The sequence below is a fragment of the Stenotrophomonas sp. YJH_SMC_130 genome, assembly GCF_059369035.1.
This window is the reverse complement of sequence record NZ_JCAFSH010000006.1, coordinates 65,361-77,513: the sequence shown is the minus strand read 5'-3', so window position 1 is coordinate 77,513 and position 12,153 is coordinate 65,361. Positions and strand designations below refer to the sequence as shown.

The 12,153-nt window shown below is 67.5% G+C and carries 11 protein-coding genes and 2 tRNA genes; 11 read left to right on the top strand and 2 right to left on the bottom strand.

Features of this window, described 5'->3' with window-relative positions; genetic code table 11:
• Positions 1-4: 4 nt before the first annotated feature.
• The 5 genes from AC5P5V_RS10500 to AC5P5V_RS10480 all read left to right on the top strand — a co-directional run bounded on the left by AC5P5V_RS10500 (position 5) and on the right by AC5P5V_RS10480 (position 3,697).
• A complete protein-coding gene (locus AC5P5V_RS10500) occupies positions 5-622 on the top strand; it encodes a DsbE family thiol:disulfide interchange protein (protein WP_495215872.1) in 618 nt (205 codons plus the stop codon).
• A 4-nt stretch (positions 623-626) separates the two neighbouring features.
• Complete coding sequence (locus AC5P5V_RS10495) at positions 627-1,076, top strand: cytochrome c-type biogenesis protein (protein WP_065178270.1); 450 nt, start codon at positions 627-629, stop codon at positions 1,074-1,076.
• A complete protein-coding gene (locus AC5P5V_RS10490) occupies positions 1,070-2,059 on the top strand; it encodes a tetratricopeptide repeat protein (protein WP_231352208.1) in 990 nt (329 codons plus the stop codon). Before AC5P5V_RS10495 ends, AC5P5V_RS10490 begins: the two co-directional genes overlap by 7 nt.
• Before the next feature lie 180 nt (positions 2,060-2,239).
• A complete protein-coding gene (gene metX / locus AC5P5V_RS10485; RefSeq protein ID WP_231352209.1) occupies positions 2,240-3,352 on the top strand; it encodes a homoserine O-acetyltransferase MetX in 1,113 nt (370 codons plus the stop codon).
• Positions 3,353-3,697, top strand: coding sequence for a DUF1294 domain-containing protein (locus tag AC5P5V_RS10480; RefSeq protein ID WP_061478025.1), 345 nt, complete (start codon positions 3,353-3,355; stop codon positions 3,695-3,697).
• A gap of 64 nt (positions 3,698-3,761) precedes the next feature.
• Here AC5P5V_RS10480 and cydC read toward each other — a convergent pair whose 3' ends face one another.
• Entirely contained in the window at positions 3,762-5,435 is a 1,674-nt protein-coding gene (gene cydC, locus AC5P5V_RS10475) for a thiol reductant ABC exporter subunit CydC (RefSeq protein ID WP_231352210.1), read from the bottom strand.
• The gene (gene cydD, locus AC5P5V_RS10470) at positions 5,432-7,177 is read right to left on the bottom strand and encodes a thiol reductant ABC exporter subunit CydD (protein WP_061478027.1); all 1,746 of its coding nucleotides are present in this window, start codon (positions 7,175-7,177) and stop codon (positions 5,432-5,434) included. The genes cydC and cydD overlap by 4 nt, the downstream gene beginning before the upstream one ends.
• Before the next feature lie 228 nt (positions 7,178-7,405).
• Here cydD and AC5P5V_RS10465 point away from each other — a divergent pair, with 228 nt between their 5' ends.
• The 6 genes from AC5P5V_RS10465 (at position 7,406) to AC5P5V_RS10440 (ending at position 12,108) form a co-directional block, all read left to right on the top strand.
• Positions 7,406-8,995: a cytochrome ubiquinol oxidase subunit I gene (locus AC5P5V_RS10465; RefSeq protein ID WP_134968853.1), complete on the top strand. Its 1,590-nt coding sequence runs from the start codon at positions 7,406-7,408 to the stop codon at positions 8,993-8,995.
• Positions 8,996-9,010: 15 nt separating this feature from the next.
• The gene (gene cydB, locus AC5P5V_RS10460; protein WP_134968852.1) at positions 9,011-10,162 is read left to right on the top strand and encodes a cytochrome d ubiquinol oxidase subunit II; all 1,152 of its coding nucleotides are present in this window, start codon (positions 9,011-9,013) and stop codon (positions 10,160-10,162) included.
• 53 nt (positions 10,163-10,215) lie between these two features.
• Positions 10,216-10,332, top strand: coding sequence for a cytochrome bd-I oxidase subunit CydX (cydX, locus tag AC5P5V_RS10455; protein ID WP_021204639.1), 117 nt, complete (start codon positions 10,216-10,218; stop codon positions 10,330-10,332).
• 54 nt (positions 10,333-10,386) lie between these two features.
• Positions 10,387-10,463 (top strand) — tRNA-Pro (locus AC5P5V_RS10450).
• A 140-nt stretch (positions 10,464-10,603) separates the two neighbouring features.
• A tRNA-Pro gene (locus tag AC5P5V_RS10445) sits at positions 10,604-10,680 on the top strand.
• A 222-nt stretch (positions 10,681-10,902) separates the two neighbouring features.
• Positions 10,903-12,108, top strand: coding sequence for a CynX/NimT family MFS transporter (locus AC5P5V_RS10440; RefSeq protein ID WP_231352211.1), 1,206 nt, complete (start codon positions 10,903-10,905; stop codon positions 12,106-12,108).
• The last annotated feature ends 45 nt before the right edge of the window (positions 12,109-12,153 follow it).

Below are 12,153 nucleotides of genomic sequence, written 5' to 3'. Positions count from 1 at the left end.
TCCCATGTCCGAGTCCCCCGCCCCGCGCCCCTCCCGCCCGCTGCCGCCGGTAGCCATCGTGATCGGCGTGCTGTTCTTCTTCGGCCTGCTCGGGCTGATAATCTATGGGGTGATGAAATCGGGCGACCCGCAGCGCGACGTACTGCCGTCGGCACTGATCGACAAGCCGGCGCCGGCGTTCGCGCTGCCGGTGCTGCATGACCCGGAAATGATCGTACACAGCGACGAGCTGCGCGGCGCGCCCTATCTGCTGAACGTCTGGGGCAGCTGGTGCGCGGCCTGCCGCGAAGAACACCCGGTGTTGACCCGCTTTGCCGAGAGCAAGCGCGTGCGCGTGATCGGCTACAACTGGAAGGATGATCCGACCGACGCGCTGCACTGGCTGGAACAGCTGGGCAACCCGTTCATGGTGGTGCTCAGTGACGTCGAGGGCCGCACCGCGATCGACTGGGGCGTGACCGCCGCACCGGAGACGTTCCTGGTCGATGGCAGTGGCATCGTGCGCTGGAAGTACAGTGGCGCGATGACCCAGCGCGTGGTCGACGAGAAGCTGATCCCGGCACTGGAGAAGATCGAGAAGGCCCAGGGCAGTGCCGGCAACACCCTGCATACGGCGCCCTGAGCCGATGCGCTGGCTGCTGGCGCTGCTGCTCCTGATGGTGCCGCTGGCGGCGCTGGCCCAGCAGCCGCTGCACGATCCGCAGCCGCTGCAGTTCCGCGATGACGCCGAGGAACGCCGCTTCCATGACCTGGCCGCGCAGCTGCGCTGCGTGCAGTGCCAGAACCAGTCGCTGGCCGATTCGAACGCGCAGATCGCCCAGGACCTGCGCCGCGAGGTGCTGCAGCTGATGCAGCAGGGCCACGACGACGCGCAGATCAAGCAGTTCCTGGTCGCCCGCTACGGTGAGTTCGTGCTCTATCAACCACCGTTGCAGCCGGGTACCTGGCTGCTGTGGGGTGGCCCCCTGCTGGTGCTCGGCGCCGGTGCACTGGTGGTGCTGGGCATCGTCCGCCGGCGGGGACGCACCGTCGGCGCGGCGCCGGCCGGCAAGGCCGATGAAGGAGACGAATGGTGAACCATTGGCTGCCGGTGCTGGCCGGCCTGGTTGCTGCGCTGATGGCAGCGCTGGTGCTGTCGCCGTTGCGCCACCACGGTCGTCGCGGTTTCGTGGTCGGCGTGTTCGCACTGGGCGTGGCCGGTGCCTGCCTGTACCTGCTGGTCGGTGATCCGCGTGCAGCACAGGTACAGCCGACGCCGTCGGTAGCCACCCTGCGCGATGGCGTGCAGGCCCTGCAGGATGCACTGAAGCGCGACCCTCAGCGTGCCGATGGCTGGGCATTGCTCGGGCGTTCGCAGGCCGAACTGGGCAATGCCTCAGCTGCGGCAGACGCCTTCGCGAAGGCCGCCGAATTGGCACCGGATGATCCTGGCGTGCTGGTGGAAGCCGCGCAGGCACGTGCGCAGGCCGATGCCGGCAAGCAGTTCGATGACACCGCGATGGCCTGGTTGCAACAAGCGCGTGCACAGGCACCCGATGCCGAGCGCGCCAGCTGGCTGCTGGGCATCGCCCTGCGCCAGCGCGGAAGGAATGCCGAGGCCGCGGATGTGTGGAGCGGCCTGCTGCCACGGCTTGAGCCCGGCGCCGCGCAGGCGCTGCAGGCGCAGATCGCCATTGCCCGCGAGGCCGCCGGCCAGGCGCCCGATGCTGGCGCTGCGGCGCCACCGGCGCAGCTGCAGGTGCGCGTGCAGCTGCCGGCACTGAACAACGCCGAGTGGCCCGCCAGCACCCAGGTGTTCGTGCTGGCCCGTGCCGTCGGTGGCCCGCCGATGCCGGTGGCCGCTCGCAAGCTGCCGCTGAGCGGATTCCCGGACACGGTCGGGCTGGGCGACGGTGACAGTCCGATGCCAACCGCACCGCTGTCAGCCCATCGCGAAGTGGAAGTACTGGCACGCATCTCACGCACCGGCAGCGCCAACCGCAGCGAGGGCGACCTGCAGAGCGTTCCGGTGAAGGTAAGCCTGCCGCATGAAGGCGTGGTGGAACTGCGGTTTCCCTGACTTGTAGAGCCGAGCCCACGCTCGGCTGCGATTGGGTTGCCGGCGCCCGCCAGCCGAGCATCGGCTCGGCTCTACAGCAGATCCACGCCATGCGTGGATACGACGGTCCGGTCCGCGTCCACCCGCTGCTGGAAACCAGCGTGTCGCCAGCTCCACATGCCGCCCCGCTAGAATGCGTGCATGACCGAATTCATCCCGCCCGGCACCCGCTTCCACGCCCTGCCTTCGCCGTTCCCGTTCAAGCGCGGTGGCGCCCTGCACGGCGCGCGCGTGGCCTACGAGACCTGGGGAACGCTGGCGGCCGATGCCAGCAATGCGATCCTGATCGTGACCGGCCTGTCCCCAGACGCGCATGCAGCGGCCAACGAGGCCAACCCGGCACCGGGCTGGTGGGAAGCGATGGTTGGCCCCGGCAAACCCATCGATACCAACCGCTGGTTCGTGGTGTGCGTGAATTCGCTGGGCAGCTGCAAGGGCTCGACCGGCCCCGCTTCGCTCAACCCGGCCAACGGTCAGCCCTACCGCCTGGACTTCCCCGAGCTGTCGATCGAAGACGGTGCCCGCGCCGCCGTCGACGTCGTGCGTGCACTAGGTATCGAGCGGCTGGCCTGCGTGGTCGGCAACTCGATGGGCGGCATGACGGCCCTTGCCATCCTGATGCTGCATCCGGGCATCGCGCGCAGCCACGTCAACATTTCCGGCAGCGCGCAGGCGTTGCCGTTCTCGATCGCGATCCGCTCGCTGCAGCGCGAGGCGATCCGCCTTGACCCGCGCTGGAATGGCGGCCACTACGACGATGCCGAGTACCCCGAGTCCGGCATGCGCATGGCGCGCAAACTGGGCGTGATCACCTACCGCTCCGCGCTGGAGTGGGATGGCCGCTTCGGCCGCGTGCGGCTGGATTCGGACCAGACCGACGACGATCCGTTCGGCCTGGAATTCCAGGTGGAAAGCTATCTGGAAGGCCACGCACGGCGCTTCGTGCGTTTCTTCGATCCCAACTGCTACCTGTACCTGAGCCGCTCGATGGACTGGTTCGACCTGGCCGAGTATGCCGACGGCGACGTGCTGGCCGGGCTCGCGAAGATCCGCGTAGAGAAGGCGCTGGCGATCGGCGCCAACACCGATATCCTGTTCCCCGTGCAGCAGCAGCAACAGGTTGCCGATGGCCTGCGCGCCGGCGGTGCCGATGCGCACTTCATCGGCCTGGAATCGCCGCAGGGCCACGACGCCTTCCTCGTCGATTTCGAGCGTTTCGGCCCGGCCGTGCGCGGCTTCCTCGACGCGCTGTAAGTGGCGTGGCGGCGTAATCTCGCGCTGGCTGCCTTCGGCGCGTTGATCGCGCTGATGATCAGCGGCGTGCTGCCGCTGTGGCTGGGCGGCTGGTGCGTGCTGGCCAGCGCAGTGTCGTTCGGCCTCTATGGCCATGACAAGCGCGCGGCGCAGCGAAAGCAGTGGCGGATTCCCGAGCGCACCCTGCAGCTGCTGGCCTTTGCCGGTGGTTGGCCCGGCGCGCTGCTGGGCCAGGCGATGTTCCGCCACAAGCACCGCAAGGCCGCGTTCCAATGGGTGTTCTGGCTATGCGTGCTGGCCAACGTGGCCTCGATCGCGGTACTGCTGCGCGAGTTCTCGCGATAGCCAACCTGTAGATCGGCTGCCTCTGCTCTACAGTAGATCCACGCCACGCGTGGACATGCCTCGATCAGAGTTCGCGGATCAACACCCCATCACGCAACCGGTACTGCGCATCGACCACGCCTTCGGGCAGGTCGTCGTGGGTGATCATCAACAGGCTGCGCCCGTCCAGCAACCCGGAGAGATCGTGCAGCAGCGCACGTGCGGTATCCACGTCCAACCCTTCGGTTGGTTCGTCCAGCAGCAGGATCGGCGCGTTGCGCAGCAGCGCCCGCGCCAGCGCCAGCCGTCGCGCCTGGCCGGCCGACATCGTCGCGCCGTTCTCGCCCACCCAGGCCTGCAGGCCCCCGTTGCGCTCGGCCCAGTCGCCCAGGCGCACGCGACGGAGGACCGCCCACAAGGCGGCGTCGCTGGCATCGGGATCGCCCAACCGCAGGTTTTCTGCCACGCTGCCGGCAAACACCGGTGCGTTCTGTGGCAGCCACGCCAGTTGCTGGTGCCACTCAGCCTGGGCGACGTCGCGCAGATCGCGGCCACCATAGGTGATTCGCCCCTGCTGCGGATCCCACAGCCGCAGCAGCAGGCTGGACAGCGTGGTCTTGCCACTGCCGCTGTCGCCGCGGATGGCAATGCGTTCGCCTGGCGCCAGGGTCAGCTGGAGACCGGACAGCACCTGCCGCGCCGCGCCCGGCCACTGGAAATGCACATCGTCCCAATGCACGCGCGCGGCTTGCGGCACCGGCTGTGGCACTTGCGGATCGTCCACCGTCGGCGGTTGCTCGACGATCGCCTGCAGGCGATCTGCGGCAATGCGCCCGGACTGCAGCGACTGCCAGGCCAGGCCCATGCCGGCCCACAGTTCGATCAACGCCACGGTCAGGAACACGAGGCCTGCCGCCATCTCCGGGGCGATGCGCTGCCGTTCGGCGGCGTGCAGGGCCAACGCCAGCATCGCCACCAGGCCCAGCCCGGCCACCAGGCCGTGCAGGGTCGAGGCCGCGATCAGGCGCCAGCGACGGCGGCGGTCGCGCGAGACCAGCTGCTTGGCTGCCACGCGTACCTTCAGCTGCCACGCGGCATCGGCATGCAGCGCGGCCAGATCTCCCGCCCCTTCCAACCCTTCAAAGGCCGCGGTGCGCAATGCGGCGCGATGCGCGGCGCGGTCGGCTTCTTCATCATCGTGGCCACGCACGCCCAGCCACGGCACACCGAAGGCGATCAGCAGCGCCAGCACCGCCAGCAGCACTGCCGCCGACGGCAGGATCAGCGCCGCCGATGCAACCGCCACCACCGACAGCGCACCCAGCGCCACCAGCGGCCCGATCGCCCGTACCAGCAGGCCATCCACTTCGCCGATGTCGCCCAGCAGTCGCGCCAGCAACTCGCCGGTACGCGTAGCCCCCAGCCGTGCCGGCGCCAGTGGCAGCGCGCGGCGGAAGAACCAGACGCGCAGATCGCGGGCGATGCGCAGGGTGGCATCGTGGCCCACCAGCTTTTCGAAGTAGCGCGACACGATGCGCGCCATGGTCAAGCCACGGATACCCGCAGACGGCGAGAAGAAATTGAATCCCTGCCCCAGGCCTGCGGCACCGGCCAGCGCGGCCGCAGTGAGGAAACCACCGGACAGGCCCAGCAATGCAGTGCCGGCCAGCATCGTGGTCCACAACAACAGGATCGTCAGCAACAGGCGCGGACGATGACGCAGGAACACCGCGCGCAGCGAATCAGGCGAACGGCTCATGCGCGCACCGCCTGTGCCGGTTCCACCAGGCGGCCTTCCGGCAACAGCAGGCAACGATCGGCCCAGGCGATCACCGCCGGGCTGTGGGTGGCGACCACCACGCTGCGGCCACGTGCATATGCGGCCAGGCTGCGCAGCAATGCCGCTTCGGTATCGGCATCCAGGAACGCGGTGGGTTCGTCCAGCAGCAGCACCTGCGGATCACGCAGCAGAAGGCGGGCCAGGCCGATGCGACGCGCCTCACCACCGGACAGGCCGAAGCCACGTTCGCCGATCACCGTATCCAGCCCCTGCGGCAGGCGCTGCGCAAACTGCAGTACCTGCGAAGCCTCGGCCACCGCGCGCAGGCGCGCATCGCTGGCGCCGGGATCGGCCAGGCGCAGGTTGTCGGCGATGCTGCCGTGGAACAGGTACGGACGCTGGCTGGCATAGGCCACCTGCACGCCGGGACGCACCTGCAGCTTGCCGGCACGCGGCGGCAGCCAACCGGCCAGCGCCTCCAGCAACGTACTCTTGCCGGACCCGCTGGGACCGACCAGGGCCAGGCGCTGGCCCGGCTCCAGCAGCACGTCCAGATCCTGCAGCACATCGTGCGGCGCGCCCAGCGGACGCAGCACCAGACCCTGTGCCCGCAGCGGCGGCAGCGCGGCCTCGGCCGGCTCCACCGCCAGCGGCGCAGCTTCGTTCTCGATCAGGCCCTGCTCATCGGGCAGCGACTGCAGCAGGCGCTCCACCTCGGCAGCGGCAGCCAGCGCATTGGCACGGTCGTGGTAGTGGGCGGCCAGCCGTCGCAGCGGCGCATAGAATTCCGGCGCCAGCAGCAGGCAGAACAGGCCCGCCCCCAGCGTCGGTACCGTTGCATGCAGCGACATCATGCCCAGATAGCTCAGCCCGAGGTACAGGGCGACCATCGCCACGCTGACCGAGGCGAAGAACTCCAGCACCGTGGACGAGAGGAAAGCGATGCGCAGAACCTTCAGGGTACGCACGCGCACGCCTTCGGCAGCCGCCTCGATCCCCTCCAGCTCAGCCTCGCCGCGGCCATACAGGCGCAGCAGGCCCAGGCCCTTGATGCGGTCGGCGAAATGGCCGCTCATCCGCGCCAGCTCACCCAGCTGCGCGCGGCCGGCCGCTTCGGCCCCCCAGCCCACCAGCATCATGAAGAACGGTACCAACGGTGCAGTGAACAGCAGGATCAGCGCCACCACCCAGTCGACCCAGGCTACGGCGGCCAGGATCAGCAGCGGCACCACCACCACTTCGGTGCGTACCGGCAGGAAACCGCTGTAATAGCTCTCGATCGCATCAGCGTGATGCAGCATCAGTTCGCCCAGTTCGCCGGTGCGGCGCTGGCGCAGCCACAGCGGCCCATGGCCAAGCAGGCGTCCGAACACGCGTTCACGCAGGGCCAACCGCGCGGCATCGGCCACATCACCGGCGGCGGCCTGGGTGGCGCTGCCCAGCAGCGTGCGCGCCACCAGGATCGCCGCCAGACCGCCCAGCACCGGCAACCCCGAGGCCAGCGGCGCGCGCTCCACCAGCACCTGCTGCACCAGCCAGGCGATGGCGGCCGCCTGGCCGATCAACAGGGCACCGGACAGGCTGATGCACAGTGCCGCCAGCTGCTGGCGGCCTCGGGCGGAATGGGCCAGATCGGCCAGCCACGCCGCGCGGACACGACGCTGGCGGGCAGTTTCGGCCTCCGGGGACAGGGCGTCGGGGGTGGTTTCGGCGGCGCTCAAGGGGTCTTCACGGGCAACGGGGGAGACACGGCATTGTAGGCGCAGGCAATGGCCGACCTCTGCGGCCAGCGGTCGCAGTCTTCATCGGGTTGGCATACGATCAACCGGGGCATCTGTTCATACATTGATCTGGATCAAGGCTGTTTGAAGTAGTCGGTCACATCATTCACGTCGTAGACCACCCTTCCCGCCACCTGCAACGGCACTATCCCACGAGGTAGCCAGGCCATGATTGATCAGACAGTCGTAGAACTGTCGCGGCTGCAATTCGCGCTGACCGCGATGTACCACTTCCTATTCGTACCGCTCACCCTCGGCCTGTCCTTCATGGTGGCCATCATGGAGAGCGTGTACGTGATGACCGGCAAGGAGATCTGGCGCAGGATGACCCTGTTCTGGGGCGTTCTGTTCGGCATCAACTTCGCCATGGGCGTCGCCACTGGCATTGTCATGGAGTTCCAGTTCGGCATGAACTGGTCCTACTACAGCCACTACGTGGGTGACATCTTCGGTGCGCCGCTGGCGATCGAAGGCCTGATGGCCTTCTTCCTGGAAGCCACCTTCGTCGGCCTGTTCTTCTTCGGCTGGAATCGCCTGAGCAAGGTCAAGCACCTGATGGTGACCTGGCTGATGGCGTTGGGCACCAACCTGTCGGCGATCTGGATCCTGGTGGCCAATGGCTGGATGCAGAACCCGACCGGTGCGGTGTTCAACCCGGAAACCATGCGCATGGAAGTGGTCGACTTCATGGCGGTGGTGTTCAACCCGGTGGCGCAGGCCAAGTTCGTGCACACCGTCAGCGCCGGCTACGTGACCGGTGCGGTATTCGTGATGGCGATCAGTGCCCTGTTCCTGCTGCGCAACAAGCACAAGGACCTGGCCCGTCGTTCGTTCGCGGTGGCCGCAGCGTTCGGCCTGCTGTCATCGCTGTCGGTGGTGGTGCTGGGTGACGAGAGCGGTTACGCCGCCAGTGAACACCAGAAGATGAAGCTGGCCGCGATCGAAGCGATGTGGGAGACCGAGCGTGCGCCGGCCGACTTCACCGCCTTCGGCATCCCGAACCAGGACACCCACCAGAACGACTATGCGGTGAAGATCCCCTACCTGATGGGCCTGATCGCCACCCGTTCGTTGAACCAGCCGATTCCAGGCATCCTGGAACTGGTCGAGCGCGCCGAACACCGCGTGCGCGGCGGCCAGCTCGCCTACGGCGCGCTGGAACGCCTGCGTGCGAACAAGAACGACGTGGAAGCACGCGAGATGTTCGACCGCCACTGGCAGGACCTGGGCCACGGCCTGCTGCTCAAGCGCTACCGCGATGACATCCTCAACGCCACCCCGCAGGAAATCTCGCAGGCGGCGATGGACACGGTGCCGCGCGTGATGCCGCTGTTCTGGACCTTCCGCGTGATGGCCGGCCTGGGCTTCTACCTGATCGCCTTCTTCGCGCTGGCCTTCTACTACTCGTGCCGCAACAACTTCCAGGACAAGCGCTGGTTCCTCAAGCTGGCCCTGTGGACGCTGCCGGCACCGTGGATCGCGATCGAGTGCGGCTGGTTCGTGGCCGAGTATGGTCGCCAGCCGTGGGCGGTCGATGGCGTGCTGCCAACCTTCTATGCGGCATCGGGCCTGGCCCTGCATGAAATCGTGCTGACCCTGGCCGGCTTCACCGCGATCTACACCGCGCTGATCGTGGTCGAGATCAAGCTGATGCTCAAGGCGATCCGCAAGGGTCCGGACGAACTGCTGCCTTCGCTGCAGTCGCCCCAGCCGCATGCTTCCCACAATGCCTCGGCGCCCGCCGCCGGCCAGGCCTGAGGCAGGAGAACCAAGATGGACTTCATTCTTCTGGACTACACCACGCTGCGCGTGATCTGGTGGCTGCTGCTCGGCATCCTGCTGATCGGTTTCGCCGTGATGGATGGTTTCGACCTGGGCGTGGGCACCCTGCTGCCCTTCGTCGCCCGCACTGACGCCGAACGCCGCCGGGTGATCAACACCATCGGCCCGGTCTGGGAAGGCAACCAGGTGTGGCTGATCCTGGGTGGCGGCGCGATCTTCGCCGCCTGGCCGCCACTGTATGCGGTCAGCTTCTCTGGCTTCTACCTGGCGATGTTCGTGATCCTGTTCGCCCTGATCCTGCGTCCGGTCGGCTTCAAGTTCCGCAGCAAGATGCCCAGCGAACGCTGGCGCAACACCTGGGACTGGGCGCTGTTCATCGGTGGCTTCATTCCCGCACTGATCATGGGCGTGGCCGTGGGCAACGTGCTGTTGGGCGTTCCGTTCCATTTCGATGACAGCATGCGCATCTTCTACACCGGCTCGTTCTTCGGCCTGCTGATGCCCTTCGCGCTGCTGGCCGGCCTGCTCAGCGTGTCGATGCTGGTCGCCCACGGTGCGGCCATGCTGGTGATCAAGACCGACGGCCCGGTGGCCGAGCGTGCGGCCCGCTTCGGCAGCATCGCGGCAATCATCGCCTTCGTGCTGTTCGCAGTGGGTGGCGCCTGGGTGGCCTTCGGCCTGCCGGGTTACCAGATCACCTCGCAGGTGGTTACCGATGGCGCCACCAATCCGCTGCTGAAGACCGCCGAACTCGGCGCCGCCGGTGGCTGGATGCGCAACTACAGCGCGATGCCGGCCACGATCCTGGCCCCGCTGCTCGGCCTGGCGGGCCTGCTGGCCAGTGCGGTGCTGCTGCGTGCCCGTCGTGGCGGCCTGGCCTTCATCGCCTCCGGTGCGGCCATCGCCGGCATCATCCTGACCGTCGGCTTCGCCATCTTCCCGTTCCTGCTGCCGTCCTCGAGCCAGCCCACCTCCAGCCTGACCGTGTGGGATGCCTCGTCCAGCCACCTGACCCTGTGGATCATGCTGCTGGCCACGGGGGTGTTCCTGCCGATCATCCTCGCCTACACCACCTGGGTGTACCGCGTGCTGAAGGGCAAGACCACCACCGAAGAGATGGGCAACAACCCGAACGCCTACTGATTGCCGGTGTGCCGGCCGACGGTCGGCACACCCTTGAACAAAGGAGATTGACCATGTGGTACTTCGCCTGGATTCTCGGTGCCGGCCTCGCCTCGACGGTGGCCATCCTCAACGGCATGTGGTTCGAAGCCCGCGAGCAGAACCGCATCGAGAACGAAAATCGTCGCTGAGCTGTAAAAAACCTTGCCGCCTTGGCCTTCACACGGTATCTTAGGCGGCTCCTTCGGGGTGTAGCTCAGTCTGGTAGAGCGCTACGTTCGGGACGTAGAGGTCGCAGGTTCGAATCCTGTCTCCCCGACCACTCACGTGGTCGCATTGAAGCCTGGTGAAGTCATCCAGGCTTTTTTGTTCCCTGAGGTGGCACTGCTTCGGCGGTGTGAAGAAAACAGCATTCACCCCTTGCCGCCATCGGGGTGAATCGCTAGAATAGGCGGCTCCCTTCGGGGTGTAGCTCAGTCTGGTAGAGCGCTACGTTCGGGACGTAGAGGTCGCAGGTTCGAATCCTGTCTCCCCGACCACTTCGGTGGTCACCAAGAAGCCTGGAAGACATCACTGTCCTCCGGGTTTTTTTGTACCCCGCGCCAGGCCGCCCGCATGACGGGACCTTGCCGGGGCGCACACGTACAATGGCCGCGCTGCCGGCCCACCTGCAGCCCCCTCCCCCACCTGCCGCTTCGGCGTAGACCGATGCCGGCGCTGCATGCCGTTGCTGCGGCGTGCGACACCTGCAAGGACCACCGATGAGTTCCTCCACTTCCGATTCGCCGTCGCTGCTGCACGGTCGCGTCCTCGCGTTTGCCGCGATCCTGCTGGCAGCAGTCAACCTGCGCACTGCGGTCACCTCGATCACCCCGCTGCTGGACGTGCTCGGCCAGCAGTTCGGCTTCGGCACCACCATGACCGGCGTGCTGGGCATGCTGCCGACCGCCTCGTTCGCGCTGTTCGGCGTGGCCACGCCGGCACTGGCGCGGCGCCTGGGCCTGGAACGCACCACACTGCTGGCGATGGCGATGGCGATGGCCGGCCTGCTGCTGCGCTCCAGCGCCGGCAACGTCGGCACGCTGCTGCTGGGCTCGGTAATCGCGCTGGCCGGCATGGGCATCGGCAACGTGGTGGTGCCGCCGCTGGTGAAGCGTTACTTCGCCAACAAGGTCGGCACCATGAGCACGCTCTACATCAGCGTGCTGCAGCTGGGCACGATGCTGCCGGCGCTACTGGCAGTACCGGTGGCCAACGCTGCAGGCTGGCGCGTGTCGCTGGGCATGTGGGCGCTGCTTGCACTGGCCGCCGCGCTGCCGTGGCTGGTGCTGGCCAGGCGCGCACCGAAGCCGCTGGCCGACGCCGCCGATCCCACCGCGCAGCCGCACGGAAAGGTCTGGCGTACGTCGCTGGGCTGGAGCATGACGCTGATGTTCGGCATGACCTCGCTGATGACCTATTCGATGTTCACCTGGCTGCCGCGCATCGTGGTCGAGGCCGGTGGCACGCCCGCGTTCGGCGGCGTGATGGTGGCCGTGTTCTCGGCACTGGGCCTGCTGCCGTCACTGGTCATTCCGTCGATGGCGGTACGCATGCAGAACCCGTTCCCGCTGGTGCTGATCGGCTTCTTCTCGTTCGTGATCGCCTTCACCGGGCTGCTGCTGGCGCCGATGAAGGCGCCCCTGCTGTGGGCCTGCCTGCTCGGCGTCGGCCCGTCCACCTTCCCGCTGGCGCTGACCCTGATCAACCTGCGCACCCGCACCCCGGCCGGCTCGGCCGCGCTGTCGGGCTTCATGCAGGGCGTGGGCTACAGCTTCAGCTGCCTGGGCCCGTTCCTGGTCGGCTGGCTGCATACCGTCAGCAATAGCTGGACGCTCCCGTTCAGCTTCCTGTTCGGCTGCGCCACCTTGATGCTGTGCGCCTCGTGGGTCGCCTGCAAGCCCCGCAAGCTGGAAGATCTCTGGTAGCCCGGCCGGGGCCGCCAGACGGCCCCGCCTACCGCTCGTCAGACA

What these genes read in the sequence shown, in the direction of transcription:
- cydB (WP_134968852.1), top strand. Translation starts at nt 9,011, where the DNA reads ATGGACTTCATTCTTCTGGACTACACCACGCTGCGCGTGATCTGGTGG.
- metX (WP_231352209.1), top strand. Translation starts at nt 2,240, where the DNA reads ATGACCGAATTCATCCCGCCCGGCACCCGCTTCCACGCCCTGCCTTCG.
- AC5P5V_RS10500 (WP_495215872.1), top strand. Translation starts at nt 5, where the DNA reads ATGTCCGAGTCCCCCGCCCCGCGCCCCTCCCGCCCGCTGCCGCCGGTA.
- AC5P5V_RS10490 (WP_231352208.1), top strand. Translation starts at nt 1,070, where the DNA reads ATGGTGAACCATTGGCTGCCGGTGCTGGCCGGCCTGGTTGCTGCGCTG.
- AC5P5V_RS10495 (WP_065178270.1), top strand. Translation starts at nt 627, where the DNA reads ATGCGCTGGCTGCTGGCGCTGCTGCTCCTGATGGTGCCGCTGGCGGCG.
- cydX (WP_021204639.1), top strand. Translation starts at nt 10,216, where the DNA reads ATGTGGTACTTCGCCTGGATTCTCGGTGCCGGCCTCGCCTCGACGGTG.
- cydC (WP_231352210.1), bottom strand. Translation starts at nt 5,435, where the DNA reads ATGAGCCGTTCGCCTGATTCGCTGCGCGCGGTGTTCCTGCGTCATCGT.
- AC5P5V_RS10465 (WP_134968853.1), top strand. Translation starts at nt 7,406, where the DNA reads ATGATTGATCAGACAGTCGTAGAACTGTCGCGGCTGCAATTCGCGCTG.
- AC5P5V_RS10440 (WP_231352211.1), top strand. Translation starts at nt 10,903, where the DNA reads ATGAGTTCCTCCACTTCCGATTCGCCGTCGCTGCTGCACGGTCGCGTC.